Origin of the sequence: Saccharopolyspora erythraea NRRL 2338 (assembly GCF_000062885.1) — a bacterium.
GTDB lineage: Bacteria > Actinomycetota > Actinomycetes > Mycobacteriales > Pseudonocardiaceae > Saccharopolyspora_D > Saccharopolyspora_D erythraea.
Genome location: NC_009142.1, coordinates 8,097,470 through 8,121,290 on the forward strand (window position 1 = coordinate 8,097,470; position 23,821 = coordinate 8,121,290).

The 23,821-nt window shown below is 71.6% G+C and carries 27 protein-coding genes; 12 read left to right on the plus strand and 15 right to left on the minus strand.

Annotated features, from left to right (window positions below; translation table 11 throughout):
* Positions 1-18 precede the first annotated feature (18 nt).
* Genes SACE_RS35195 through SACE_RS35205 form a run of 3 tightly spaced genes read right to left on the minus strand, consistent with a single transcriptional unit; the run spans position 19 to position 2,516 of the window.
* Positions 19-1,446, minus strand: coding sequence for a M20/M25/M40 family metallo-hydrolase (locus SACE_RS35195; protein ID WP_037303381.1), 1,428 nt, complete (start codon positions 1,444-1,446; stop codon positions 19-21).
* Between the two features lie 59 nt (positions 1,447-1,505).
* Complete coding sequence (locus SACE_RS35200) at positions 1,506-1,841, minus strand: GOLPH3/VPS74 family protein (protein WP_009944428.1); 336 nt, start codon at positions 1,839-1,841, stop codon at positions 1,506-1,508.
* 3 nt (positions 1,842-1,844) lie between these two features.
* Entirely contained in the window at positions 1,845-2,516 is a 672-nt protein-coding gene (locus tag SACE_RS35205; protein ID WP_009944427.1) for a GOLPH3/VPS74 family protein, read from the minus strand.
* A gap of 366 nt (positions 2,517-2,882) precedes the next feature.
* Here SACE_RS35205 and pdhA point away from each other — a divergent pair, with 366 nt between their 5' ends.
* Genes pdhA through SACE_RS35220 form a run of 3 tightly spaced genes read left to right on the plus strand, consistent with a single transcriptional unit; the run spans position 2,883 to position 6,522 of the window.
* Positions 2,883-4,109 carry a pyruvate dehydrogenase (acetyl-transferring) E1 component subunit alpha gene (gene pdhA / locus SACE_RS35210; protein ID WP_081468262.1) on the plus strand — a complete coding sequence of 409 codons (1,227 nt, stop codon included), beginning with the start codon at positions 2,883-2,885 and terminating at the stop codon, positions 4,107-4,109.
* Positions 4,109-5,125 carry an alpha-ketoacid dehydrogenase subunit beta gene (locus SACE_RS35215; protein ID WP_009944425.1) on the plus strand — a complete coding sequence of 339 codons (1,017 nt, stop codon included), beginning with the start codon at positions 4,109-4,111 and terminating at the stop codon, positions 5,123-5,125. The genes pdhA and SACE_RS35215 overlap by 1 nt, the downstream gene beginning before the upstream one ends.
* Before the next feature lie 11 nt (positions 5,126-5,136).
* Positions 5,137-6,522 carry a dihydrolipoamide acetyltransferase family protein gene (locus tag SACE_RS35220; RefSeq protein WP_009944424.1) on the plus strand — a complete coding sequence of 462 codons (1,386 nt, stop codon included), beginning with the start codon at positions 5,137-5,139 and terminating at the stop codon, positions 6,520-6,522.
* 63 nt (positions 6,523-6,585) lie between these two features.
* Here SACE_RS35220 and SACE_RS35225 read toward each other — a convergent pair whose 3' ends face one another.
* The 4 genes from SACE_RS35225 to SACE_RS35240 all read right to left on the minus strand — a co-directional run bounded on the left by SACE_RS35225 (position 6,586) and on the right by SACE_RS35240 (position 9,580).
* Positions 6,586-7,770, minus strand: a complete 1,185-nt coding sequence (locus tag SACE_RS35225; protein WP_143538272.1) for an IS30 family transposase — start codon at positions 7,768-7,770, stop codon at positions 6,586-6,588.
* A gap of 288 nt (positions 7,771-8,058) precedes the next feature.
* Positions 8,059-8,685, minus strand: a complete 627-nt coding sequence (locus tag SACE_RS35230) for a C39 family peptidase (RefSeq protein WP_009951477.1) — start codon at positions 8,683-8,685, stop codon at positions 8,059-8,061.
* Positions 8,686-8,797: 112 nt separating this feature from the next.
* Complete coding sequence (locus SACE_RS35235; protein WP_009951476.1) at positions 8,798-9,295, minus strand: pyridoxamine 5'-phosphate oxidase family protein; 498 nt, start codon at positions 9,293-9,295, stop codon at positions 8,798-8,800.
* Between the two features lie 57 nt (positions 9,296-9,352).
* Entirely contained in the window at positions 9,353-9,580 is a 228-nt protein-coding gene (locus tag SACE_RS35240) for a hypothetical protein (RefSeq protein WP_009951474.1), read from the minus strand.
* Positions 9,581-10,161: 581 nt separating this feature from the next.
* Between SACE_RS35240 and SACE_RS35245 the strand changes: the two genes are divergently transcribed.
* Entirely contained in the window at positions 10,162-10,821 is a 660-nt protein-coding gene (locus tag SACE_RS35245) for a TetR/AcrR family transcriptional regulator (protein WP_009951472.1), read from the plus strand.
* Positions 10,822-10,859: 38 nt separating this feature from the next.
* On the opposite strand, the gene SACE_RS35250 is transcribed toward SACE_RS35245, so the two are convergent.
* Both SACE_RS35250 and SACE_RS35255 read right to left on the minus strand, forming a co-directional pair.
* A complete protein-coding gene (locus tag SACE_RS35250; RefSeq protein ID WP_009951471.1) occupies positions 10,860-11,690 on the minus strand; it encodes a MaoC/PaaZ C-terminal domain-containing protein in 831 nt (276 codons plus the stop codon).
* Between the two features lies 1 nt (position 11,691).
* Positions 11,692-13,029 (minus strand): 3-oxoacyl-ACP reductase, encoded by a 1,338-nt coding sequence (locus tag SACE_RS35255; protein WP_009951470.1) that lies wholly within the window; start codon positions 13,027-13,029, stop codon positions 11,692-11,694.
* Positions 13,030-13,121: 92 nt separating this feature from the next.
* Between SACE_RS35255 and SACE_RS35260 the strand changes: the two genes are divergently transcribed.
* Positions 13,122-14,399 carry an acetyl-CoA C-acetyltransferase gene (locus SACE_RS35260; protein ID WP_009951469.1) on the plus strand — a complete coding sequence of 426 codons (1,278 nt, stop codon included), beginning with the start codon at positions 13,122-13,124 and terminating at the stop codon, positions 14,397-14,399.
* 48 nt (positions 14,400-14,447) lie between these two features.
* Here SACE_RS35260 and SACE_RS35265 read toward each other — a convergent pair whose 3' ends face one another.
* Complete coding sequence (locus tag SACE_RS35265) at positions 14,448-15,062, minus strand: SIMPL domain-containing protein (protein WP_037304717.1); 615 nt, start codon at positions 15,060-15,062, stop codon at positions 14,448-14,450.
* A 159-nt stretch (positions 15,063-15,221) separates the two neighbouring features.
* Between SACE_RS35265 and SACE_RS35270 the strand changes: the two genes are divergently transcribed.
* The 4 genes from SACE_RS35270 (at position 15,222) to SACE_RS35285 (ending at position 18,723) form a co-directional block, all read left to right on the plus strand.
* On the plus strand, positions 15,222-15,563 hold the full coding sequence (locus SACE_RS35270) for an ArsR/SmtB family transcription factor (protein ID WP_009948383.1): 342 nt from the start codon (positions 15,222-15,224) through the stop codon (positions 15,561-15,563).
* Positions 15,556-16,023, plus strand: coding sequence for an SRPBCC family protein (locus SACE_RS35275; protein ID WP_009948382.1), 468 nt, complete (start codon positions 15,556-15,558; stop codon positions 16,021-16,023). Before SACE_RS35270 ends, SACE_RS35275 begins: the two co-directional genes overlap by 8 nt.
* 197 nt (positions 16,024-16,220) lie before the next feature.
* Positions 16,221-17,411, plus strand: a complete 1,191-nt coding sequence (locus SACE_RS35280) for an ATP-binding protein (RefSeq protein WP_009948381.1) — start codon at positions 16,221-16,223, stop codon at positions 17,409-17,411.
* Between the two features lie 535 nt (positions 17,412-17,946).
* A complete protein-coding gene (locus SACE_RS35285; RefSeq protein WP_231849885.1) occupies positions 17,947-18,723 on the plus strand; it encodes a hypothetical protein in 777 nt (258 codons plus the stop codon).
* A gap of 71 nt (positions 18,724-18,794) precedes the next feature.
* Here SACE_RS35285 and SACE_RS35290 read toward each other — a convergent pair whose 3' ends face one another.
* From SACE_RS35290 to SACE_RS35305, 4 genes are all read right to left on the minus strand, one after another.
* On the minus strand, positions 18,795-18,986 hold the full coding sequence (locus SACE_RS35290) for a hypothetical protein (RefSeq protein WP_009948378.1): 192 nt from the start codon (positions 18,984-18,986) through the stop codon (positions 18,795-18,797).
* A gap of 180 nt (positions 18,987-19,166) precedes the next feature.
* The gene (locus SACE_RS35295; RefSeq protein ID WP_009948377.1) at positions 19,167-19,520 is read right to left on the minus strand and encodes a YciI family protein; all 354 of its coding nucleotides are present in this window, start codon (positions 19,518-19,520) and stop codon (positions 19,167-19,169) included.
* Positions 19,521-19,719: 199 nt separating this feature from the next.
* Positions 19,720-20,214 (minus strand): SRPBCC family protein, encoded by a 495-nt coding sequence (locus SACE_RS35300; protein ID WP_009948376.1) that lies wholly within the window; start codon positions 20,212-20,214, stop codon positions 19,720-19,722.
* Complete coding sequence (locus tag SACE_RS35305) at positions 20,211-20,549, minus strand: ArsR/SmtB family transcription factor (RefSeq protein ID WP_009948375.1); 339 nt, start codon at positions 20,547-20,549, stop codon at positions 20,211-20,213. Before SACE_RS35305 ends, SACE_RS35300 begins: the two co-directional genes overlap by 4 nt.
* Before the next feature lie 62 nt (positions 20,550-20,611).
* Between SACE_RS35305 and SACE_RS35310 the strand changes: the two genes are divergently transcribed.
* Together SACE_RS35310 and SACE_RS38125 are read left to right on the plus strand one after the other, a co-directional pair.
* Positions 20,612-21,067, plus strand: a complete 456-nt coding sequence (locus tag SACE_RS35310) for a YunG family protein (protein ID WP_009948374.1) — start codon at positions 20,612-20,614, stop codon at positions 21,065-21,067.
* A 95-nt stretch (positions 21,068-21,162) separates the two neighbouring features.
* The gene (locus tag SACE_RS38125; protein WP_009948373.1) at positions 21,163-21,306 is read left to right on the plus strand and encodes a thioredoxin domain-containing protein; all 144 of its coding nucleotides are present in this window, start codon (positions 21,163-21,165) and stop codon (positions 21,304-21,306) included.
* Positions 21,307-21,315: 9 nt separating this feature from the next.
* On the opposite strand, the gene SACE_RS35315 is transcribed toward SACE_RS38125, so the two are convergent.
* Positions 21,316-21,780, minus strand: coding sequence for an HIT family protein (locus SACE_RS35315; protein ID WP_009948372.1), 465 nt, complete (start codon positions 21,778-21,780; stop codon positions 21,316-21,318).
* A gap of 181 nt (positions 21,781-21,961) precedes the next feature.
* Here SACE_RS35315 and SACE_RS35320 point away from each other — a divergent pair, with 181 nt between their 5' ends.
* Positions 21,962-23,821 (plus strand): NHL domain-containing thioredoxin family protein, encoded by a 1,860-nt coding sequence (locus SACE_RS35320; RefSeq protein WP_009948371.1) that lies wholly within the window; start codon positions 21,962-21,964, stop codon positions 23,819-23,821.

A 23,821-nucleotide genomic window follows, 5' to 3' on the forward strand; every position in this document is an offset into this window, starting at 1 on the left:
CCGGGCAGGATCGGCGGCTCAGCGCCGGGCGTGGGCGTCCAGGACGTAGGAGACCGCGGTGGTCACCTTCGCGGCGAAGCCGAGGTTCAGCGACTCGTCGGGCACGTGCGCGTTGCTGTCCGGCCCGAGCGCGCCGGTGACGACGAACTGCGCGTCCGGGTACACGCTGTGCAGCAGGCCCATGAACGGGATCGAACCGCCCAGGCCCATCGTGCGCCATCCGCTGCCGAAGACGTCCGCGCTCGCGTCGTCGAGGGCCGCGCGCAGCCACGGCGCGGTGTCCGGGGCGTTCCAGCCCGGCCCGGCCTCGCTGTGCTCGATGGTGACGCGGGCGCCGTAGGGCACGTCGGTCGTGAGCCGCTGCTCGACCGCGCGCAGCGCCGCGTCGGCGTCGACGGTCGGAGGCAGCCGGAAGCTCAGCGACAGCGTCGTGAACGGGCGCAGCACGTTGCCCGCGTCGGCCGGCAGCGGCAGTCCGTCGGCGCCGATCACCGACAGCGTCGGGCGCCACGTGCCGTTGAGGGCCAGCTCGACCTCGTCGTCGGTCACCGGCCGGACGCCCTCCGACAGCAGCACGCTGCCGCGCACCATGCCCGGCACGGCCTCGACGGCCGCCTTGGTCTCGGCGACCCGGTTCGGCGGGATCTCGGCGTTGAGCTCGGGCACCAGGACCTCGCCGGTCGCCGGGTCCTCCAGGCGGTCGAGAAGCAGGCGCAGGACGCGGAAGCTGCTGGGCACGATGCCGCTGACGATCCCGGAGTGCTGCCCCTGGTCGAGCACCTGGACCCGGACGTCCATGCCCGCCATGCCGCGGAGCGACGTGGTCAGCCACAGCCGCTCGTAGTCGCCGCCACCGGAGTCCAGGCACACCACCAGCGACACCCGGCCGAGCCGGTCGGAGAGGTGCTCCAGGTAGGCGGGCAGGTCGGGGCTGCCGGACTCCTCGCCGGTCTCCAGCAGCACGACGCAGCGCGTGTGCGCGCCGCCGTGCGCCCGGACCGCCTCGATCGCCGTGATGGCGGCGTACCCGGCGTAGCCGTCGTCGGCGGAGCCGCGGCCGTAGAGGCGGCCGTCGCGCACCACCGGCTTCCACGGCCCCAGGCCCTGCGACCAGCCGCCGACCGGCGGCTGCTTGTCGAGGTGGCCGTACAGCAGCGCGGTCTCGTCGCCGCTGCCGCCGCCGGTGGCGGGGATGTCGACCAGCAGCAGCGGAGTCCGTCCCGGCAGCCGCACCACGTCGAGCCGCGCGCCCGGGATGCCGCGCGCGGCGATCCACTCCCGCACGTGCGCGACGGCGGCGTCGAGGTGCCCGGAGGCTTCCCACCCCGCGTCGAAGGCGGGCGACAGCGCGGGCACCCTGACCAGGTCGGACAGGCTCGGCACGACCGAGGTGTCCCAGGTGTCCTCAACGGTTCGCTTCACTGCTGCGTGATCCACGGGCGCGATGATATGCCGCTCCGGACCCTCCCGGCCGCCCGCGACGGGAAGCCGACACGCGGGCCGAGCTATGAGCGGCGTGCGCTCGACCGGTGGGCGGTCCGCACGGCGAGGATCCAGGCGATGGCCCGCCCCAGCGTGTCGAGCATGCCGTAGTGGCGCATCGCCACGCGGTCGGCGCGGTGCGGGACCACGTGCCTGCCGATCCCGCTGCCGTGCAGGAGCCCGGCCGGCGCCACCGTTCGCCGCTCCGGCGGTGCCAGGCCTTGCAACAGGTGGCACAGGTCCGCCAGCACGGCAGCCCGCGCGTTCGGTTCGGGGAAGTGGCGCACGGTGGGGAACAGGCCACCGGTGCAGGAGTGGCTTGCGAGGGCGAGCTGGGCGGCCAGGGCGAGCCCGGCCACGCGTCAGGCTCCGCCGCCTCCGCCGCCGTCTCCGCCGCCGCCGTTGCCGGCGGAAGTGGCCGCGACCGCGCCGATCACGGCCGCGGTGGAGGCGATCACTGCCTGGACCGCCTTGCCGAGGTTCTCGCCCTTGCTGATCTCCTTCAGCCGCTTGCGCTCGGGGCGGTCGAAGCCGAGCGAGTACGCCAGGCCCGTGGCGTGGACCAGGGACGCGAGCAGCGCGAGCCGGTCGTCGGGGTCGCGCTGCTGGGAGGCCACCTGGTGCAGCTCCGCGAGCAGCGCCTGCTGCATCGCCTGATCGGGGTAGTGGCGGTCGGCGCGGAAGCCGAGGAAGGTCCTCTTCTCTTCGCGGAACACGCCGCGCTGGACCAGCGCCGCGCAGTGCGTCTTGCGCGCGGACTTGCGGCTCATGATGAAGCGCGCCCCGTCGACCGGCTTCTGCTTCGCTCCTGACTTCGCCACCAGCCACGACGCGGCGTCGTCGACCCAGCCGACCCCGGTGGGCGAGCCGTCGAGCACCCGCACCTTCTTGCCCTCGAACTCGACGCGGCCGCGCAGCACCAGCTCACCCAGCTCGGCGGCGCCGGTGTGGTCGGCGGTGCTGCGGTAGCTGCCGTTGGACTTGTAGAGCAGCAGCACGAACTGCTCCGGAAGGTTCAAGGTCGGCTCGCTCATGCACCCAAGTGTGCAACCTCGGCCGCGCCCTCGAGTGGCGATCGTGCGAACAGGGGCACACAGTATCGGGACCGCGATGGTCCCAACCGCGTTAGTCGGACCTCCATTGCTTTGATGACCTGGGAATTCAGCCGGATCCGCGGCGCTTTACGGTGCAGTAGGCAGGTTGGTGGCGGGCGTGCGCGCCGGCCGCCGACCGCTGTGGCAGGGCTCACTGGTTCGGCGGTTTTCGTGCCAGGATGGCGGGGAGCGATCCAACGCTTGGCCGGGTTCCGCGGGCGACCACCCACGTCCACCGCGGGGCGCGGCCGGAGCTTGCCGGCGGTCGTCACGAGCGACCGGCCGGCGCGAGACGAGGAGATCCACATGTCCCCGGAACGATGGACGCGAGAAGGCCACTCCGGCGAAGCCACCGACACCGGCCCACCTGCCGCAACCGCAGCCAAACCCACACGGGAGCAGGTGATCGCCGGTTTGCGGGCGACAAGCGAAGGCGGAGCTGACCTGGTTCAGCTCCTCACCCCAGAGGGCGAGCGGGTCTCGCACCCGGACTTCGACATCGACGTCACCGACGCGCAGCTGCGCGACCTCTACCGGGACATGGTGCTGGTGCGGCGCACCGACCGGGAGGGCAACGCGCTCCAGCGGCAGGGCCAGCTCGGCATCTGGGTGCCGCTGCTCGGCCAGGAAGCCGCCCAGATCGGCGCGGGCCGCGCGCTCAAGCCGCAGGACATGGCATTCCCCAGCTACCGCGAGCACGGCGTCGCCTGGTGCCGCGGCCTGGACCCGACCGAGGTGCTGGGCATCTTCCGGGGCACCGACCACGGCAGCTGGGACCCGAAGGCCACCGGCTTCCACCTCTACACCATCGTCATCGGCAACCAGTGCCTCAACGCGGCCGGCTACGCGATGGGCCAGCGCTTCGAGGGCCGCGTCGGCGACGACGACGGCGAGGCCACGATGGTCTTCTTCGGCGACGGCGCCACCAGCCAGGGCGACGTGCACGAGGCGATGGTCTGGGCCGCGGTCTACGACGCGCCGCTGGTGTTCTTCTGCCAGAACAACCAGTGGGCGATCTCCGAGCCGACCGAGCGCCAGAGCCGGGTGCCGCTGTACCAGCGCGCCTCCGGCTACGGCTTCCCCGGCATCCGGGTGGACGGCAACGACGTGCTGGCCAGCCTGGCCGTGTCGAAGTGGGCGCTGGACGAGTGCCGCCACGGCAACGGCCCGGTGCTGGTGGAGGCGTTCACCTACCGGATGGACGCGCACACCACCTCCGACGACGCCACCCGCTACCGGCTGGCCGACGAGCTGGAGGCGTGGAAGCTCAAGGACCCGATCGAGCGACTGCGGGTGCACCTGGTGCGCGAGCAGATCGCCGGCCAGGACTTCTTCGACTCGGTGGAGGCCGAGTCCGACGAGCTGGCCGCCCGCTTCCGCGACTACTGCTTCAACCTGGCCGACCCGCCGCCTCAGCGGATGTTCTCCCAGGTCTACGCCGAGCAGACCCCGCAGCTGGCCGAACAGGAGCGGGAGTACCTGCGCTACCTCGACAGCTTCGCCGACGACTCGCTCGCGGGAGGTGTGCACTGATGGCCGCACCTGCACTGGAACGTCCCACGGCCCCGGTCGCCACCCAGATGGTCACCATCGCCAAGGGCCTCAACCTCGGGCTGCGGGCGGCGATGGAACGCGACCCCAAGGTCCTGGTGATGGGTGAGGACGTGGGCAAGCTCGGCGGCGTCTTCCGCGTCACCGACGGCCTGCAGAAGGACTTCGGCGAGCACCGCGTGCTGGACACGCCGCTGGCCGAGTCCGGCATCATCGGCACCGCGATCGGCCTGGCCATCCGCGGCTACCGGCCGGTGTGCGAGATCCAGTTCGACGGGTTCATCTTCCCCGGCTTCGACCAGATCGTCTCCCAGCTCGCCAAGCTGCACTTCCGCACCCAGGGCAAGCTGAAGATGCCGGTGGTCGTGCGGGTGCCCTTCGGCGGCGGCATCGGTGCCGTCGAGCACCACTCGGAGTCCCCGGAGTCGCTGTTCGCCCACATCGGCGGGCTGAAGGTGGTCTCCTGCTCCAACGCCGTGGACGCCTACTGGATGCTCCAGCAGGCCATCGAGTGCGACGACCCGGTGCTCTTCTTCGAGCCGAAGCGCCGCTACTACGAGAAGGCCGAGCTGGACCCGACCGCCGAGCCCGCACCGCTGTTCTCGTCGCGGGTGCTGCGCCCGGGGTCGTCGCTGACGCTGGCCACCTACGGGCCGATGGTGCGCACCTGCCTGGACGCGGCCAAGGCCGCCGAGGAGGACGGCCACGACCTGGAGGTCGTCGACCTGCGCACGCTGTCGCCGCTGGACCTCGGTCCGGTCTACGAGTCGGTGCGGCGCACCGGCAGGCTGGTGGTGGTCAGCGAGGCTCCGCCGGAGGCTTCGATCACCTCGGAGATCGCGACCCGGGTGCAGCAGGAGTGCTTCTACTCCCTGGAGGCGCCGGTGCTGCGGACGACCGGCTTCGACACCCCGTACCCGCCGAGCAAACTGGAGGAGGGCTTCCTGCCCGACCTCGACCGGGTACTCGACGCCGTCGACCGCTCGCTGGCCTTCTGAGGGAGTCATCGATGCCACAGCTCAAGCACTTCCCGCTGCCCGACGTCGGCGAGGGGCTGACCGAGGCCGAGATCCTGGACTGGAAGGTCAAGCCGGGCGACGCGGTCTCGGTGAACCAGATCATCGTCGAGATCGAGACGGCCAAGGCGTCCGTGGAGCTGCCGTGCCCGTTCGCGGGCCAGGTCAGCGAGCTGCTCGCCGACACCGGTCAGACGGTGGAGGTCGGCACCCCGATCATCACGATCGACCTGGACCCGTCCGGCGCGGCGGCACCGCAGGAGGCCGCCCCCGCCGAGAGCGAGGGCAAGATCGGCGAGGAGTCCAACGGGCGGATCGCCACGCTGGTCGGCTACGGCCCGCGGACCAGCTCGGCGAAGCGCCGCCCGCGCAAGGGCTCGGCCCAGGCCGCACCCGCCGCTTCCGCCGCGCCCCCCGCTTCCGCGGCACCCGTCGAGCCGCCGGTCGCGGCCGAGCCTCCCGCCGCCGTCGCGGCCGAGGTCCAGGTGCCCGCGCAGCCGTCGGCGCCCGCGCGCAACGGCGGATACGTGCCGCTGGCCAAGCCGCCGGTGCGCAAGCTCGCCAAGGACCTCGGGGTGGACCTGCACGGGGTCGCCGGCTCCGGTGAGGGCGGCGTGATCACTCGCGAAGACGTGCGTTCCGCCGCGGCTCCGGCCGCCGCCCCGGCGGCGGCACCGGGCGCCCGCGAGCGGCGCGTGCCGATCAAGGGGGTCCGCAAGGCCACCGCGCAGGCGATGGTCAGCAGCGCCTTCACCGCACCGCACGTCACCGAGTTCCTCACCGTCGACGTCACGCCGATGATGGAGCTGCGCGAGCGGCTGAAGTCCCACCCCGAGTTCCGCGGGGTCAAGGTCACGCCGCTGGCGTTCGCGGCCAAGGCGCTGTGCCTGGCCGCGCGGCGCACGCCGGACGTGAACGCGACGTGGGACGAGGCCGCGGGCGAGATCGTCTACAAGGACTACGTGCACCTGGGCATCGCGGCGGCGACACCGCGCGGCCTGGTGGTGCCGAAGATCCGGGACGCCGACGGCATGTCGCTGCGGGAGCTGGCCGAGGCGCTGGAGTCGCTGACCGCGACCGCCCGCGAGGGCAGGACGCCCCCGGCCGACATGGTCGGCGGGACGATCACGATCACCAACGTCGGCGTGTTCGGCGTCGACACCGGGACCCCGATCCTCAACCCCGGCGAGTCGGCGATCCTGGCGTTCGGCGCGGTCCGGGACATGCCGTGGGTGGTCGACGGCCAGGTCGTGCCGCGCAAGGTCTGCCAGCTCGCGCTGAGCTTCGACCACCGGGTGGTCGACGGCCAGCAGGGCTCGCAGTTCCTCGCCGACGTCGGGGCGCTGCTGTCGGACCCGAGCATGGCGATCACCTACTGACGCACGCGAGAAGGGCCCCTCGTTCCGGTGGGCGGATTCAAGGGGTCGTCGCAACACAGATGGTCAACTGGCTTTGGTCAGGAGCATAGCGAGGCGCTCGGCTGGGGAGTCCCAGCCGAGCGTTTTGCGTGGTCGCCCGTTGAGCTGTTGGGCGACGTGTTCAAGGTCCTCGGGTCCGTAAACGCTGAGGTCGGTGCCCTTGGGGAAGTACTGGCGCAGCAGTCCGTTGGTGTTTTCGTTGCTGCCGCGCTGCCAGGGACTGGCCGGGTCGCAGAAGTAGACCGGCATGTCGGTGGCCATGGTGAACTGCTTGTGGCGGGCCATCTCGGCTCCCTGGTCCCAGGTCAGCGAGCCACGAAGGTGAGTCGGCAGCGTTGTGATAGTCGCTACGAGTCCGTCCCGGACCGTTTCGGCGTCATGCCCGTTCGGTAGGTGGACCAGCATCGTGTACCGCGTGGTGCGTTCCACCAGGGTGCCGATCGCGGACTGGCTGCCAGCGCCAATGATCAAGTCTCCCTCCCAGTGGCCGGGCACGGCCCGGTCGGCGGCCTCGGCGGGGCGGTCGCTGATCATCACCATCGGGTCGATGAACCGCGCGGTGCGCTGGTTCGGGTTGCGGCGTGGCTTGCGGCGGGTCCGGCCGGTGCGGATCGCGGCCTGTACTTCGCGTTTGAGACCACCGCGGGCCTGGAAGTACAGCGCCTGGTAGATCGTCTCCACGCTCACTCGCATCCTCTGGTCGCCGGGATGCTCCTTGCCTAGAGCGTGGCAGATCTGCTCCGGTGACCAGCGCTCGCGCAGCCCGTCGGCCACGAACTGGCGTAACGGTCCCTGCGCGATCAGCTTGCGTTGCTTCGGGCGCGGTCGACGGGCGGCCGCCGCTCGGTGAGCCGCATACGGCCGGTAGGCGCCGTGGGTGGAGTTCGCGCGGATCTCCCGCAAGATCGTGCTGGCCGACCGCCCCAACGCCTTCCCGATCGCCCGCAGTGAGTGGCCCTCGGCCCGCAGGTCCCGGATCCGCTCCCGCTCCACCAAGGTCAGCAGCCGAGGATGCAACTGCTTGTCCAGTGCGGACAGCTTGGGCGCTGGGGAGTTCACGTCGACAATCGTGCTGGTCCCCGCCGCGTAATCGACACGAACCCCGTTCGGGTAGGTCCGCGCGTTCCGGCTCTTGCGGACCCCGTAGTCCCAGTCCTTCGCCGTGCGCTCGTTGATGCCCACCCGCTCGGCCGCCCGACGTCGGGCCACACCCTCGGAACGCAACCGCTCGTACTCCTCGCGCCGTGGGTGTCGACGCGACGCCCGAATCGACCGCCGCCCAGCCTGCCGGGCCCAACCAAAGGCCGTGTTCCGGTTCAGGCCCAGCTCACGGGCCGCCACAGTGACGCTCCCAACCGCATCAAGCCGGTCCAGGAAACGTTGCTTCAGCTCGGCACTGTCACCCTCACATGCCACGGTCCTCGCAACTCCCACAGGTCGCAGGTGTTGCGAGGACCGCTAGAACCCCCGCTGTGGACGAGGGGCCCTTCTCGCTTGTCAGGCGCTGTAGCCCTTCGGCGGGATCAGCGTCGAGAGCTGGTCGAAGCTGAGCCAGTAGAGCTGGTTGCCGGAGAACGACGCCGGGTCGGCGATGTGCACGGTCATGTTCTCGCTGTCGTAGCCGATGACCGTGAAGTAGTGGTAGATCGTCTGCCCGGGCGGGTAGCCGGGCGGCTGGTTGCCGGGCGGCGCGACGATGTTGGCCACGATCGCGTGCCCGGAGTCGATGTCGGCGACGATGTCGCTCCAGAGCTTGTCCTTCTGCTCCTGCGTCGGCGGGTCGTCGGGCATCTCGACGGTGGAGTACTCGCTGCCGGTTCCCGAGAGCCGGTTGTTGAGCACGCCGGTCACCTGCGAGATGTGGTCGGTGCCGTTCTCGGTGGTGCCGAGCTCGGCGGCGAGGGTCTCCTGGCTGGGCAGGTCGCCGGTGCGGGCGGACAGCGCGATGCGGGTGGCGGCGGGACCGCACCAGTAGCCGGTCTCCTGCACCTGGTAGTCGACGTCGAGGGACTTCGCGGCCGCGACCCGCACCTGGGCGGGTGCCTCGGGGGCCGCTGCGGCGGCGGGCAGGGCGGGCGCCCCGGCCAGCACCGCGGTGGCGGCCACGACCAGGAGTCGGCGCATGCTGGTCTCCGTTGCTCGTGATCTTCTGACGAACAACGTCATGCTTTCCGACGACAAGCAACAGCGGGAGCGGCCGGACGGCGCAATCGGGATGGTGCGCACGCCCCCGCGATCAATGGCGCCGGAAGACCACCACGCCCCGCGCAGGCCGCCACAGCTTGATCAGCAACTGCCCCGCGGCCTCGTCCACACCGGTGGTCACGACCTCGGTGATCTCCACGCGGAACAGGTGCGAGTCGTCACCGGCGGGTTTCGCGCGCTCGATCCAGGCACGGCGCTCGGAGGGGGCGGTGACCTCGAAAGCCCTGCCGGAGAGCTTGACGTCGGGATCGCCCAGACCCGCCTCACCGGGCTGTGCGTGCACCGACATGCGCGGGTCGCGCCGCAGGTCGAGCGCCTTGTGCGAGCCGGGCATCGACCACAGCTCCAGCACGTCGTCGCGCCAGTGGACCTCGATGGCGCTGAGTCGCGGCGAGCCGTCCCGCCGCAGGGTCGCGAGCACGTGGCGCCTGCTCGCCCCGAACCGCCGCCGCACGTCCGCCGCGATCCGCGGCTCCTCGGCGGAGAACTGCTTCCAGCTGACCACGGGCACCAGGTTCGCACCGATCACCGACAGACCGGTGCGAACCGGTGAAGCCCGTTCGTCCCGCCCGGGGGCGGGACGCGATCAGTCCTGCTTGCGGCGCCTGCCGCCCTTCTTGCCCGCGGACGCGGTCGCGCTCTCGGAGTCGGCGACCTTCGCCTGCTCGTGGCGCTTGGCGCTCTCGGCCTCCGCCTCGCGGATGAAGTCGAACGCGTGCATGTCGAAGTCGTGCACGTCGATCTCGGGCAGCTCGCCGAGTTCCTTGTTCAGTTCTCCGAAGATCGGAGTCTTCGGGTCGTGGGTGGTGTTCACCGCTTCGCCCTCCCGTTTCGCTCTCGAAGCCGTGCCCGGTCCCGGCCGGGGCTCGCGAGCCCTCGCCGGTCCCGGTCGCGCTTGGTGTGGTCCCTCCCCGATGGGCCCACCCGGCGCGTTCGGCTCCACGCGTGGCCGATCGCGCCGTTGGGACGCGCGCTGACCGAGCAAGTGTCGCGTCAGCCGCCCATTTTCACCTGTTCGGGTGAGTCAGATAGTGCTTCTGCCCACCCGCGCGGGCATGGCGCCCACGAAATCCTGCCTGTTCTCGGTCAAACCCGCTCGGGCTTTGTGCAATTCCGCACCGTGGCGAGCGCCACTCCTGCCTTCCGCAACGCGGCCGAATGAGGGAAGGGAGCCCACCGCACGGCGTCGTGCCCCCACGGCGGAACGGACGCGATGCCACCGGGCGCGCCCTCGGGCCGGACGGCATCGGGCGGCCTCCGTCCGACCCACTCCCGGTGAACTTGCGAACGAGCAGGTTCAACGGACGCGGCCCCGGCTTGATCGCGGCTGTTCTAGCCTTGGGGGAAGCACCCTGGGTGAGGCGCGGCCGGCAGGCCGCCGTGGTGAGAGGTGAGATGAAGGCCGACGTGGAGCACTCGGATCGCCCCCGCCCCCGCACCAAGCGGCTGCCGCGCTCGGTGCGGGAACGGCAGATCCTGGACGCGGCGGTGGACGTCTTCGCCGCGCACGGCTTCCACCAGGCGTCGATGGACGAGATCTCCGAGGTCGCGGGCATCTCCAAGCCGATGATCTACGCCTACCTGGGGTCGAAGGAGGAGCTGTTCGTCGCCTGCATCCAGCGGGAGGCGGCCAGGCTGCTCGACGCCATCCGCGGCGCGGTCGACACCGGCCTGCGGCCCGACCAGCAGCTCTGGCGCGGGCTGCGGTCGTTCTTCGAGTACACCCAGCAGTACCGGTCGAGCTGGGCGGTGCTGCACCGGCAGGCCAACGCCCAGGGCGAACCGTTCTCCATCGAGCTCGCGCAGTGGCGCAGCCGCACCCGCGACGTCATCGCGATGCTGCTGGCCCGGGCGACCGAGTCGGCCGAGCAGCAGATGCAGCCCGAGCAGATGCAGCCGTTCGCCGCTGCGCTGGTCGGCGCGGGCGAGTCGCTGGTCGACTGGTGGCTGGACAATCCCGACCACACCGCCGACGGCATGGCGATGCGCCTGATGAACATGGTCTGGATGGGCTTCGGCGACCTGGTCGAGGGCCGCGACTGGAAACCGGAGTGACCCGGGTGCCGGCTCCGGATGGAACCGGCACCCCGCGCTCAGCGGGTGATCGTGCCGAACAGGTGCGGCTTGCCCGACCCGGAGTGCAAGGCGAACTCCTGGCCGCGCTCGGTGAACTCCACCGACGAGGGCAGCAGCACCGGCTTGCGGAACTCGACCTCCACACCGCACGCCTCGGGCAGCCTGCCCTCGAAGGCGGCCACGCAGCGGGCCTTCGACCACATGCCGTGGGCGATGGCGCGCGGGAAGCCGAACGCCTTCGCGGTCAGCGGGTGCATGTGGATCGGGTTGCGGTCGCCCGACACCGCGGCGTAGCGGCGGCCGAGGTCGCCGGGCAGCCGCCACCGCGCGGTGGCCTCGCCCGCCTCGATGCCCGCCCGCTCCGTACGCGCGGCCTCGGCGCCGTCTTCCTGCTTTCCCCTGCGCAGGTAGGTGCTGACCTCCCGCCAGACCACCTCGCCGCCGGTGCTGGTCTCGGTGATGACGTCGAACTGCCTGCCCTTCGGGTGCGGGCGCAGGTTCCGCACCCGCACCTGCTGGCTCAGCTCGTCGGTCACCAGCAGCGGCCGATCCTGCTGGATCGTGTTGGCCACGTGCACCAGCCCGACCAGCGGGAACGGGAAGCCCTGGTCGGTCATCAGCCGCACCGCCATGCCGAAGGACAGCACGTGCGGGTAGGTCAGCGGCAGCTCGTCGCGCAGCCCGAAACCGCACACCCGGTTGTAGTCGGCGAGGTGCTCGCGGTCGACGGTGATGCCGTGCCGGACGTACTCGGTGTCGGGCAGGCTGGAGCCCCGCCGCGCCGGGCCGGAGGCGACCGCCCTGAGGTACAGGGAAGAAAGGTTCGGTGCGCTGGTCAGCTCCGGCATGTCAGGCTCCCAGCAGGCTCTGGCCGCAGACCCGGACCACGTTGCCGTTGACCCCGGCGGAGGCGGGGCCGGCGAACCAGGCGATCGTCTCGGCGACGTCCACCGGCAGGCCGCCCTGCGACATGCTGTTCATCCGCCTGCCCGCCTCGCGCACGAACAACGGCACCGCGGCGGTCATCTTGGTCTCGATGAACCCGGGCGCGACCGCGTTGACGGTGGCCCCGCGGGCGGCGGCGACCGGGGCGGTGCCCTGGACCAGACCGATCACGCCCGCCTTGGACGTGGCGTAGTTGGTCTGGCCGACGTTGCCCGCGATGCCGCTGATCGAGGCGACCCCGATGATCCGCCCGCCCGGCCGCAGCGGCGAGCCCTCCGCGAGCAGCGCTTCGTTGATGCGCTCCTGCGAGGTGAGGTTGACCGCGATCACCGCGTCCCACTGCTGCTCGGTCATCCGGCCCAGCGTCTTGTCCCGGGTGATGCCCGCGTTGTGCACGACGACGTCGATGCCGCCGTGTCGTTCGGTGAAGTGCTCGAGGATGCGCTGCGGCGCGTCCTGGGCGGTGATGTCGAGCTGGAGCGTCGAGCCGCCGATGCTGTTTGCGACCCGGGTCAGGTCACCGCCCTGGGCGGGGACGTCGAGGCAGACCACGTGCGCGCCGTCGCGAGCCAGGGTCTCGGCGATCGCCTCGCCGATGCCCCGGGACGCGCCGGTGACCAGCGCGACCTTGTCGCGCAGCGGCTGCGCCTGGTCGACCTCGGGGACCTCGGCCGGCCCGATCCGCACGACCTGCCCGGACACGTAGGCGGACTTCGCCGAGAGCAGGAAGCGCAGCGTCGAGTCGAGTGCCCCTTCGGCGCCTTCGGAGACGTAGACGAGCTGCACGGTCGCCCCGCGCTTGAGCTCCTTGCCGACGCTGCGGGTGAAACCCTCCAGCGCCCGGCGGGCGACCTGCTCGCGCGGGTCGGCGGCCTCCTCGGGCGGTGCGGCGAGCACGACCACCCGGCCGCACCGGTCGACCTGCCGGATCGTCGAGGCGAAGAACTCGTAGACCTGCCGCAGGTCGGTGCTGGAGTGCACGCCGCTGGCGTCGAAGACCAGCCCGGCGTAGCGGGCGCCGTCGGTGCGCACGTCGTGGACCTGGGCGTGGACGTCCTTGAGGGTGGCGGCCACCGAGGCGCCGAGGCGCGAGCCGGCGGCGGCGCCGGTGAGCACCGGGCCGGAGACGACCGGGTCGCCCGGGCGGTGGCGCCGCAGCGGGGTCGGCTGCGGGAGACCGAGGCGCTTGCTGATCTGCCGTCCCAGCGGGGACGAGGTGAACTGTAGGTACCGGTCGGACATTCGACACTCCTGCGGACTGACGGCTCGACGCATAAGCTACTCATCGGTAGGTTAGATTGCCCAGAGAGTCAGCACCAGTGAGGGAGTCAGGTATGTCCTCCGTTCGCCGGGTCGCGGTAGTTGGCGGCAACCGGATCCCGTTCGCGCGCGCCGGCGGCCCCTACGCCCGCGCCTCCAACCAGGACATGCTCACCGCGGCACTCGACGGGCTGATCGCCCGCTTCGCCCTGCAGGGCGAGCAGGTCGGCGAGTTCGTCGCCGGAGCGGTGCTCAAGCACAGCCGGGACTTCAACCTGGCGCGCGAGACGGTCCTCGGCTCCAGGCTGGACCCCCGGACCCCGGCGCACGACGTGCAGATGGCCTGCGCGACCGGGCTCGAGTCGGTCATCTCGGTGGCCAACAAGATCGCGCTCGGCCAGATCGACAGCGGCATCGCCGGTGGCGTCGACACGGCCAGCGACGCCCCCATCGGCGTCAACGAGGACCTGCGGCGCGTGCTGCTCGCGGCGAACCACGCCAAGACCCCGGCCGCGCGGCTCAAGGCGCTGGCCGGCATCCGGCCCCAGCACGTCGTGCCCGAGATCCCGCGCAACTCCGAGCCCCGCACCGGGCTCTCCATGGGCGAGCACGCCGCCAGGACCGCGCCGGCCTGGCAGATCGGGCGCGAGGCGCAGGACGAGCTCGCCGCCCGCAGCCACCAGCGGCTCGCGGCGGCCTACGAGCGCGGGTTCTTCGACGACCTGGTCACCTCGTTCCAGGGCCTCGCCCAGGACCAGAACCTGCGGCCGGACAGCACGGCCGAGAAGCTCGCCAAGCTCAAGCCGGTCTTCGGCGGCGGCGAGGACGCGACGATGACGGCGGGCAACTCGACGCCGCTCTCCGACGGCGCTTCGACGGTGCTGCTGGCCAGCGAGGAATGGGCGCAGGAGCGCAGGCTTCCGGTGCTGGCCTACCTCAACGACTTCGTGTCGGCCGCGGTCGACCACGTCAGCGGCGACGAGGGGCTGCTGATGGCGCCCGCCTACGCGGTGCCGAGACTGCTGGCCAGGGCCGGGCTGGGACTGGGCGACTTCGACTTCTACGAGGTCCACGAGGCCTTCGCCTCCCAGGTGCTGGCGACGCTGAAGGCGTGGGAGGACCCGGACTTCTGCAAGAACCGGCTCGGGCTGGACGCCCCGCTGGGCTCGGTCGACCCGGAGAAGCTGAACGTCAACGGCTCCTCGCTCGCAGCGGGTCACCCGTTCGCCGCCACCGGCGGCCGGATCGTGGCCACGCTGGCGAAGCTGCTCGCCGAGCGCGGCTCCGGCCGCGGCCTGATCTCCATCTGCGCCGCGGGCGGCCAGGGGGTCACCGCGATCGTCGAACGCTGACCGGCGACCGGCTCGCGGGTGACCGCCACCCGCGAGCCCGGGCCCGCGTCAGTCCAGCGCCCAGGTGACGGTGCACGAGGCCGTGACGCTCACCTGCCCCGGCGCGAGGTCGAGCGCCCGCACGCTGTCGGCCGCGCTCCGCGCGCCCGGCGCGGCGGCTCCGCCGAACGCGGGCGCCGCCGGCCCGCGGCGCTCCGCGCCGCCGTCGACCAGGCGCACCAGCGGCCCGAGCGCCCGCCCCAGCGCGTCGGCGTACGCCTCCGCGCGCCCGCGGGCGTCGGCCACGGCCCGCCGCTGCGCCTCGGCCGCCGCGTCGGCCTGGTCACTCAGCTCCCAGCGCGGGCCGTCGAGCCGTTCCGGCTCCGCCTCCAGCAGCGCTCCCGCCAGGCGCTCCAGCTCCTCCCGACCAGCGACGCGCAGGGTGTAGTACTGCCGCGCCTGGCAGCCGATTTGGCGTCCCTCTTCGTAGGTGGGGTGCACGGTGAGATTCCTGCTGCGCACCTCGACCGTCGACAGCAGGTCCTCGATGCCGCTGACGCGGTCGGCGAGCGCGTCGACAGCCGGCCGCCTCTCCTGCGCCGACGCGCTGAAGGAGACGGTGAGCGTTGCGCGGTCGGCGGTGCGCAGCACCTGCCCGTTTCCGTTGGTCACGACTTCGGCCATGCCCGCCACCCAAGCACTCCGGCGGCTCCATGGCGTCGTATTGATCAATATCGGATTTATTCAATAGATGGATATAAAGACCTACAACCAGGTCAGCATTGACGAGCCGCCCGCACGGGCCTAGCGTTGAAGCACTTCCTTAATTAAGGAGTTGGCTAATTGACTGCCGCCGATCCGTTGAGCCTCGTGTTCTCGGCCCTGGCCGACCCGACGCGCCGGGCGATCCTGACCCGGCTCTCCCGGGGCGCGACCACCGTCGGAGACCTGGCCACGCCGTTCGCGATCAGCGCCCCTGCCGTCTCGCAGCACCTCAAGGTGCTCGAACGCGCGGGACTCGTGGAGCGAACCGCGCGGGCGCAATGGCGCACGGTGTCGCTGCGCACAGAACCTCTCGACGAGGTGGCGCAATGGGTCGAGAAGCACCGGCGGGATTGGAACGAGCGCTTCGACCTGCTCGACGAGCGGCTCCGGCGCACCAAGGAGGACGACCACGATGACTGAGACGCCCAGCACCACCGCAGCGGAGTTCACGATCACCCGGGAGTTCGACGCGCCCCGCGAGGCCGTCTGGCGGGCGTGGACCGACCCGGCCGAGATGACCCACTGGTACCACCCGCGGGGGTTCGCCACACCGCCCGAAAGCATCAGCGTCGACCTGCGCGAGGGCGGGACCTACCGCTACACCATGGTCGACGAGAAGACCGGCGAGCAGTACCCGACGGGCGGGACGTACCTGGAGATCGCCGAGCCCGAGCGCCTGGTGTTCACCTGGGGAGACCTGGACGAGTCCGCCGAGTCGGCCCCGGTCGTCACCGTGACCCTCCAGGAACGGGGCGAGCGCACGGCGATGACGTTCCACCTGCGCGGCATCGCGGGCCACCCGGGCGACGGCTACGTCCACGACGGCTGGGCCGAGGCGCTGGACCTCCTCATCGAGCACCTCACCGGCTCGCCGAGCTGACCGGATCGCGGAACAGACCCGCTGGCCGAGCCGGTGCGCCCGCTGGTTGAGCCGACGTGTCCGCTGGTCGAGCCAGCGCGCTCCACTTGGACGGGCGGCCCTCGCCTCTTGAGCAAGGCAACCGGCGGCCGACACGCCGATGGCGGTTTCTCGCGGAGTATCGGTTCAGCCCTATACGGCTGGATACAGTCCGAGGAATGGACCCGGTGCGCAACCCGTTCGCCCCCGGCGCCGGTCAGCGGCCGCCCGAGCTCGCCGGGCGGGACCGCGAGGTCGACGCCTTCGAGGTCGTCCTCGAACGGGTCGCGCGCGGCCGTCCCGAGCGGAGCCTGGTGCTCAGCGGCCTGCGCGGAGTCGGCAAGACCGTGCTGCTGGGCGAGCTGAGGTCGATGGCGGTCCGGCGCGGCTGGGGCGCGGGCAAGGTGGAGGCCCGCCCGGAGGCGGGCCTGCGCCGGCCGCTGTCGGCGGCGCTGCACCGTGCCATCCGCGACCTCGCGGTGCGCCACCGCGCACCAGACCGCGTCGACGAGGTGCTCGGCGTGCTGAAGGCGTTCGCACTCAAGGCGAACCCCGCCGACGCCAAACTGCGCGACCGCTGGCAGCCCGGCATCGACGTACCCGCAGCGCAGGGCCGCGCCGACTCCGGTGACGTCGAGATCGACCTCGTCGAGCTGTTCACCGAGGTCGCCGAGCTGGCCGCCGACGTCGGCACCGGCGTCGCGCTGCTGATCGACGAGATGCAGGACCTGCGGCCGGAGGACGTGTCCGCGCTGTGCGCGGCCTGCCACGAGCTGTCGCAGTCGGGCGCCCCGCTGGTCGTGGTCGGCGCCGGGCTGCCGCACCTGCCCGCCGTGCTGTCGGCGAGCAAGTCCTACTCCGAGCGGCTCTTCCGGTACGTGCGGATCGACCGGCTCGCCCGCTCCGACGCCGACCACGCGGTGATCGCGCCCATCGAGCGGGAGGAAGCCGAGATCACTTCCGAAGCGCTCGACGCGCTGTTCTCGGTCTCCGGCGGCTACCCGTACTTCGTCCAGGCCTACGGGAAGGCGGCGTGGGACGCGGCGCCGAGGGCACCGATCGGCAGCGACGACGTGCGCCTGGCGGCACCGGAGGCCGAGGGGGAGCTGGCTGTCGGCTTCTTCGGCTCGCGCTACGAGCGTGCGACCCCGGCCGAGCGCGAGTACCTGCGCGCGATGGCCGAGGTCGTCGAGGGCCGCGACGAGGCCGCGGGCACGTCGTCGGTCGCGGAGTTCCTGGAGCGCAGGCCGTCGTCGCTGTCGCCGGCGCGGGACAGCCTCATCAAGAAGGGGCTGGTCTACTCGGCCGAGCGGGGCCGGATCGCGTTCACCGTGCCGCATTTCGGCCGCTACCTGCTCACCCAGGACTAGCCGGCCTCAGCCGTAGCGGGAGGATTCAGGTAACTCGATCAGTGCAGGTCAGCTCCTCGATCGGGTGGTCTTTCTTGTGACGCGAGTCACATACCGTCATGCGTGTAACGAGAAGCCGTCGCGCGCCGATACTCCGGATGACCCCGCGATGCTGTCGGACCCCCGACCTGGCAGCACCGCGGGGCCTTCCAATTTCCGGGGTTCTTCTCCGGTCTCCTCCGGTCTCGTGCGGTCGGTGCCCACATCACCGGGAACCTCGCGACACCCACTACAACCGGCCGATCCCAGGCATATTCCCGCAAACCTCGATTCGCATTGGCGAATCGCCTCGGCGTCGAAGGAGGCACTCGTGGAAACCGTCATCACGGTCATCAGCGCGCTGGTGCCGACCCTCGCGGCCAGCGTCTACTACGTGACCGGCCACCGCTCCGACGACCAGGACTGACAAGCCGGGGTCACCGCGCGGGCGCCGGACTCGCGGCCCGAGCACGGCGTTCTCCGCTTCGCCCCACCGCTTCCCTGCGATGATCTGATCGTGAGTTCTGGGGGAAGTTCGGCCGGGCGGGGCCTGGGCTGGTCGATGCTGGGCACCGGCCTGGCCGGCGGCATGGTGTGGTCGTTCGCGGTGCAGGCCGCGATGCCGTCGTGGTTCGACCCCGGCGACTCGTGCCCGGAGCCGGAGGGCGCTTCGCTGCGCGTCGTGAAGACGGAGTTCCCGCCGAGCGCGCAGTGCGTCATCACCTTCGACGACGGCTCGGCGCCGCTCGTCCACGACTACATCTCGCCCGCGAAGACCACGGTGCTGACGCTGGTCGCCGTCGTCCTCGTGTTGCTGGCCCTGGCCGGGGCCGCGCTGCTGTGCCACCGCCTCCTGCGCCGTGAGGGCCCGGACACGCCGGAGCTCCCCGTCGGCCGGCGACGGCCGTGGGTGCACGTCGCCGGCGCGGCCCTGCTCGGAGGCATCGCCACGTCGGTTGGCGCGATGTGCGCCGCGGTGTTCACGATCCTCGGCGGAATTGCCGGGGGCATCGTGCTGTGCGCGGCGTTCGTCCTGTCGACGATCACCGCCGCAACCGTGCTGGACCGCGGCGCGGGCCCTGGCACCGGCGGCGCCTCGGGGCCGCGGCGACGAGGCGCCGCGGTCGGCGGCATCGGCGGGGCAGCGGTGGTGGTCGCCGTGGTCACCGGAATAGCACTGGACGTCCTGGGCCCCTCGGAAGTGCTGTCGCAGTGGCTACCCCTGGCCGCGACGTTGCCCTTCGGCCTGATCGCGGCCCTTCAATGGCTCCGCCCTGCCAAGCGCACCAGGTGATCCGGCCCATGGCCTGCCGCTCGCCGTGAGCCCTCGCTTCACGGCGGCGGCAACAGCACCGATCGCGTCCATCAACCGCGGGTCCGCACCCACGCGATCGACACGGCGACGGCGTTGCCTGCGCCGACGTCCAACGGCACCAGCGTCCTGGCCGGTGAACGGCACGGGTGGCCGACGAAGAAGTCCCTCACCTCGCCGGACGAGTGCAGAACGCAGTCGAGGTGGTGCTCGGGAGAGCGGCGCCGGGTGACGCGCAGCCGCATCCGCTGCCACGCCTCGCCCGGCCGTCCGTCGCCACGGCCTGCTTGCCGTCGCTCACCCGGACCGACACGCTCTCGCCGACCGCCGGGCCCGCTCCGCCCCGTTCCGCCGCGGGGCGGTCAGGCTTCCTGGCGAGGGACGCCGCCGGTCGTGTCGATCCGCGGGTAGATCACTCGAAGTGTTCAGCCGCAGCTACCGTCCTGCATCGGCCGCACCTCGACGGGGAGCGTGGTCGCCGCGGCCAGCTTGCGACCCCACTCGAGCGCCGCGTCGAAGTCGTCGGCCCGGATGACGGTGAAGCCGCCGATGTGCTCCTTGCCCTCCAGGTACGGGCCGTCGGTGGTGATCGCCCCCGCACCTCGGCCGCGTGCCACCACCGCCGTGTCCGGCGGGTGCAGCCCGGCGGCGAAGACCCACGCCCCGGCCTCCCCCATCTGCTGGTTCACGGCCTCGACGTCGCGCATGATCGGGTCGAGCACTTCCGGTGCGGGCGGTTCGCCGTCGGGCTGGTAGATGCTGAGCAGGTACTGCTTCATCGGTATCCCTCCGATCGGTTCCACTGCACCCACTACACGAACGGGCTCGCCGCGGTTCGACACCGCGCACGCAGGAATCGTCGGAGACGCGGGGCACTCCCGCCACGCGGGACAGCCGTGCCCGTTAGGCCCCGGGGCGTGCAGGGCCGAGCACCTCGGGACCACGCATCGTGGCCCCGAGGTGACGCCGGAGCGCAGCTCAGGCCTCGCCTTCGGCGAGCAGTGCGTCGATCTGCCCCATGGACTGCCGCATTCCTTCCTCCATGCCCATCTTGACCAGCTGCTCGAGCTGTTCGGCGCTGGCGAAGGTGCTGACGGTGACCATGCGGGTTCCCGTCCCGGCGGGTTCGAGCGTCACCACGGCGTGCGTGGACTCCATCGTGGTGACGGGTTCGCCGTTCTCGTCGGCGAAGCCGTCGTCGAACTCCAGGCGGTGCGGCGCGTCGATCGCGGTGATCCGCCACCAGCCGTACGCCTTCTCGCCGTTCGGGCCGGTCATGAAGTACAGCGAGGAGCCGCCGACGGTGAAGTCGTGGCGCTCGAAGGTCGCGGGCCAGGTGGGCGGCCCCCACCAGCGTTCGAGCCGGCGCGGGTCCTCCCACACCTGCCAGACGCGTCCGACCGGCGCGTCGAACTCCGCGACGAACGTCAGGGTCAGCGCGTCCACGTCCTTGTGGGTGCTGGTCACGGTCATTGCTCGGCCCTCGTCTCTCGGTCTTCGGCCAGGAGTTCTTCGATGCCCCGGGCGCGGTGGCGCCAGATCTCCTCGTACTCGTCGAGCAGACGCGCGGTCCTGTGCAGGACATCGGGGTTGCCGCGGACGAGCTGCTCCCGTCCGCGCCGCTGCTTGATGACGAGCGAGGCCCGCTCGAGCACCGCGACGTGCTTCTGCACCGCCGCGAAGCTCATGTCGTACCGGTTCGCCAGCGCGGAGATCGACTGCTCCTGCCGCAGCACCTGCCCGATGATGTCGCGCCGGGTCGCGTCGGCGAGGCCGTGGAAGATGCGGTCCACCTCGTCCGCGGTCATCTGATCTACAACCACATGGTTGTACGTTACGGGTCCCTGGTGCTGGGCGCAAGACGAGCCGCATGCCCTTCTTGGACGGCGACCTGCGGACGTGGATGTCGGTGGCCTTCGGCAGGCTGCTCGGCGTGGCGGTGTGGACTCTGGCGGACGTCGAGCACGCGATCCGGTCCTCGTGGGGCGCGGACACCTGCGCTCCTGAAGACCGGCCCGACTGGCACCCCGCCAATCCCGCCCGGGGCCAGTGCGGCGTCACGGCATTGGTGCTCAACGACCTGCTCGGCGGCGACCTAGTGCGCGGCGAGGTGCACCGCGACGGGATGCGAGTCGATTTCCACTGGTGGAACCGGTTCGCCGACGGCATCGAGATCGACCTCACCCGGGAGCAGTTCGCTCCGGGCGAGACCGTCGGCCCCGCCACGGTAATCGAACGACCGCCCGCGATCCGCCGCCTCCGCGATGAGTACGAAACCCTCCGCGTCCGAGTGCTCACATTGCTGGATGCGGCGCGCGCTGAGTGATCGGCCGCGCGCGGTTCGCTTCCGGGAGCGCGGTCCCACGAGACGGCCGCCACCCCCTCGGAACAGCACCCGAGGCGGTGTTGTCGACTCCGGGCGTGAGTGCTGAGCAGCAGAAGCGCCGTGCCCGTGTCCGCGCCCCCGAACTGGTCGGGCGCCGGTGGCTGAACACCGGTGGCCGCGAGATGTCCCTCCACGACTTCCGCGGCAAGGTCCTGGTCCTGGACTTCTGGACGTTCTAGACCACAGGATCAACTCGTCTGCTGCGGACGTGCGGGGGCTCCGGCGGTGAGGGCCGCGAGAGTTTTCCGCAGAACGGCAGCCGTCTCGTCGAGCTCGCTTCGTTCACGCTCGCGCCAGTCCGCGCTGATGCGGAAGGTGTCTCCGGCGAACCGGGGAAACACGTGGAGATGAACGTGGAACACCTCCTGGGACGCCGCCCTTCCATCGGCCAGGAACAGGTTGATGCCGTCGCACCGGAGTCCTGATCGGCGAAGAACCCTGGAGAGCCGGTGGCCGACCGCCCAGACCTTCTGGCCGTCTTCCACGTCGAGGTCTTCGAGACCCACAGCGTGGGTCTTCGGCACCACCAACAGGTGTCCAGGTGTCACCGGTTGAAGGTCCATGAACGCCAGGACCTCGGCGTCGTCGTGAACAACGCTTGATTCCGCATCCCCGCGCACTATTGCGCAGAACACGCACTCGTCGTCGCTCATGTCGCCCCTCGTGCCCGCCGCGAGTCCGGACCATGATCGCAGGCCTGCTGAGCACAAGCCACAGTGATCGCTGGCCGGGCCGTGGCGCGCTGCTCGGCTTTCGACGTTGCCGATCGCGGCCCCACGAGACGGCCGGCACCCCCTCGGAACAGCACCCGAGGCGGTGTTGTTGACTCCGGGCGTGAGTGCTGAGCAGCAGAAGCGCCGTGCCCGTGTCCGCGCCCCCGAGCTGGTGGGCCGCCGGTGGCTGAACACCGGTGGCCGCGAGATGTCCCTCCACGACTTCCGCGGCAAGGTCCTGGTCCTGGACTTCTGGACGTTCTGCTGCATCAACTGCCTGCACGTGCTCGACGAGCTGCGTCCGCTGGAGGAGGAGTTCGCCGACGAGGTGGTCGTGGTCGGCGTGCACTCGCCGAAGTTCGAGCACGAGGCCGACCCGGACGCGGTCGCCGCCGCCGTGCAGCGCTACGCGGTGCACCACCCGGTCCTCGACGATCCCGAGCTCACGACGTGGCAGCACTACGCCGTCAAGGCGTGGCCGACGCTGGTCGTGGTCGACCCCGAGGGCTACGTCGTGCACGTCGCCGCGGGTGAGGGCCACGTCGAGACGCTGCGCGGGGTCGTGGCCGAGCTGGTCGCCGAGCACGACGCCAAGGGCACGCTGCACCGCGGCGACGGCCCCTACGTGCCGGCGGAGACCGAGAACACCACGCTGCGCTTCCCCGCCAAGGTCCTCCCGCTCGACGGCGGCACGCTCCTGGTTTCCGACTCCGCGCACCACAGCCTCGTCGAGTTCACCGCCGACGGGGAGACCCCGGTGCGCCGCATCGGCTCCGGCGAGCGCGGGCGGGCCGACGGCGCCGCCGACGAGGCGAGCTTCGCCGAACCCGCCGGGCTGGCGCTGCTGCCCGAGGACGTCGCGGCCGAGGTCGGCTACGACGTCGTGGTCGCCGACACGGTGAACCACCTGCTGCGCGGTGTCCAGCTCGCCGACGGCGAGGTCGTCACGGTCGCGGGCACCGGCGAGCAGTGGCGCGACGGCTCCGACGCCGGTCCCGCGCTGGAGACGCCGCTGACCAGCCCGTGGGACGTGGCGTGGTGGGAGCCCGCGGGCGGTGTCGTCATCGCGATGGCGGGCAACCACACGCTGGGCCTGTTCGATCCGCGCGCCGGGCAGGTGCGGCGGTTCGCGGGCACCACCGTCGAGGGCCTGCGCGACGGTGACGCGGACGAGGCCTTCTTCGCCCAGACGTCCGGGCTCGCCGACGGCGGCGACCGGCTTTGGCTGGCCGACTCCGAGACGTCGGCGCTGCGCTGGGTGGAGGCCGGCGGCGACGGGTTCGCCGTGCGCACGGCCGTCGGGGCCGGGCTGTTCGACTTCGGCCACGCCGACGGCGCGGCCGACCAGGCGCTGTTCCAGCACCCCCTCGGGGTGGCGGTGCTTCCGGACGGCTCGGTCGCGGTGTGCGACACCTACAACGGCGCGATCCGGCGCTACGACCCGGCCAGCGACGAGGTCTCGACGCTGGCCGACCACGTCGCCGAGCCCTCCGGGGCCGCGGTCGTCGACGGTGAGCTGGTGGTGGTCGCCTCTGCCTCGCACCGGCTGGAGCGGCCGGTGCCGCCCGGCGTCGCGGCCAAGCTCGTGCGCGGCACGTCGCAGCAGGTCAAGCGGCCGGACACGGAGGTCGGGCCGGGTGAGCTGGAGCTGGCCGTGGTGTTCACCCCGCCGCCGGGGACCAAGCTCGACGACCGCTACGGACCGTCGACGCGGCTGGAGGTCAGCTCCTCACCCGAGGGGCTGCTGGTGGAGGGCGCCGGGGTCGGGACCGACCTGAACCGCAGGCTCGTGCTGGCCGACGACATCGCCCACGGCGTGCTGCACGTCGTGGCCCAGGCGGCCAGCTGCGACGACGACCCGTCGGTCGAGCACCCCGCCTGCCGGCTGACCAGGCAGGACTGGGGCGTGCCGGTGCGGGTGGCCGCGGGTGGCCCGAACCGGCTGCCGCTGGTCATGGGCGGTCTCGACGACGAGGCGTGA

Excerpts from the sequence above, each read along its gene's own strand:
- SACE_RS35300 (WP_009948376.1), bottom strand. The coding sequence starts at position 20,214 with ATGACCGTGACCAGCACCCACAAGGACGTGGACGCGCTGACCCTGACG.
- SACE_RS35215 (WP_009944425.1), top strand. The coding sequence starts at position 4,109 with ATGGCCGCACCTGCACTGGAACGTCCCACGGCCCCGGTCGCCACCCAG.
- SACE_RS35250 (WP_009951471.1), bottom strand. The coding sequence starts at position 11,690 with ATGCCGGAGCTGACCAGCGCACCGAACCTTTCTTCCCTGTACCTCAGG.
- pdhA (WP_081468262.1), top strand. The coding sequence starts at position 2,883 with ATGTCCCCGGAACGATGGACGCGAGAAGGCCACTCCGGCGAAGCCACC.
- SACE_RS35310 (WP_009948374.1), top strand. The coding sequence starts at position 20,612 with ATGCCCTTCTTGGACGGCGACCTGCGGACGTGGATGTCGGTGGCCTTC.
- SACE_RS35255 (WP_009951470.1), bottom strand. The coding sequence starts at position 13,029 with ATGTCCGACCGGTACCTACAGTTCACCTCGTCCCCGCTGGGACGGCAG.
- SACE_RS35230 (WP_009951477.1), bottom strand. The coding sequence starts at position 8,685 with ATGCGCCGACTCCTGGTCGTGGCCGCCACCGCGGTGCTGGCCGGGGCG.
- SACE_RS35275 (WP_009948382.1), top strand. The coding sequence starts at position 15,556 with ATGACTGAGACGCCCAGCACCACCGCAGCGGAGTTCACGATCACCCGG.
- SACE_RS35280 (WP_009948381.1), top strand. The coding sequence starts at position 16,221 with ATGGACCCGGTGCGCAACCCGTTCGCCCCCGGCGCCGGTCAGCGGCCG.
- SACE_RS35315 (WP_009948372.1), bottom strand. The coding sequence starts at position 21,780 with ATGAGCGACGACGAGTGCGTGTTCTGCGCAATAGTGCGCGGGGATGCG.
- SACE_RS35260 (WP_009951469.1), top strand. The coding sequence starts at position 13,122 with ATGTCCTCCGTTCGCCGGGTCGCGGTAGTTGGCGGCAACCGGATCCCG.
- SACE_RS35220 (WP_009944424.1), top strand. The coding sequence starts at position 5,137 with ATGCCACAGCTCAAGCACTTCCCGCTGCCCGACGTCGGCGAGGGGCTG.
- SACE_RS35245 (WP_009951472.1), top strand. The coding sequence starts at position 10,162 with ATGAAGGCCGACGTGGAGCACTCGGATCGCCCCCGCCCCCGCACCAAG.
- SACE_RS35290 (WP_009948378.1), bottom strand. The coding sequence starts at position 18,986 with ATGCGGCTGCGCGTCACCCGGCGCCGCTCTCCCGAGCACCACCTCGAC.
- SACE_RS35295 (WP_009948377.1), bottom strand. The coding sequence starts at position 19,520 with ATGAAGCAGTACCTGCTCAGCATCTACCAGCCCGACGGCGAACCGCCC.
- SACE_RS35205 (WP_009944427.1), bottom strand. The coding sequence starts at position 2,516 with ATGAGCGAGCCGACCTTGAACCTTCCGGAGCAGTTCGTGCTGCTGCTC.
- SACE_RS35265 (WP_037304717.1), bottom strand. The coding sequence starts at position 15,062 with ATGGCCGAAGTCGTGACCAACGGAAACGGGCAGGTGCTGCGCACCGCC.
- SACE_RS35305 (WP_009948375.1), bottom strand. The coding sequence starts at position 20,549 with ATGACCGCGGACGAGGTGGACCGCATCTTCCACGGCCTCGCCGACGCG.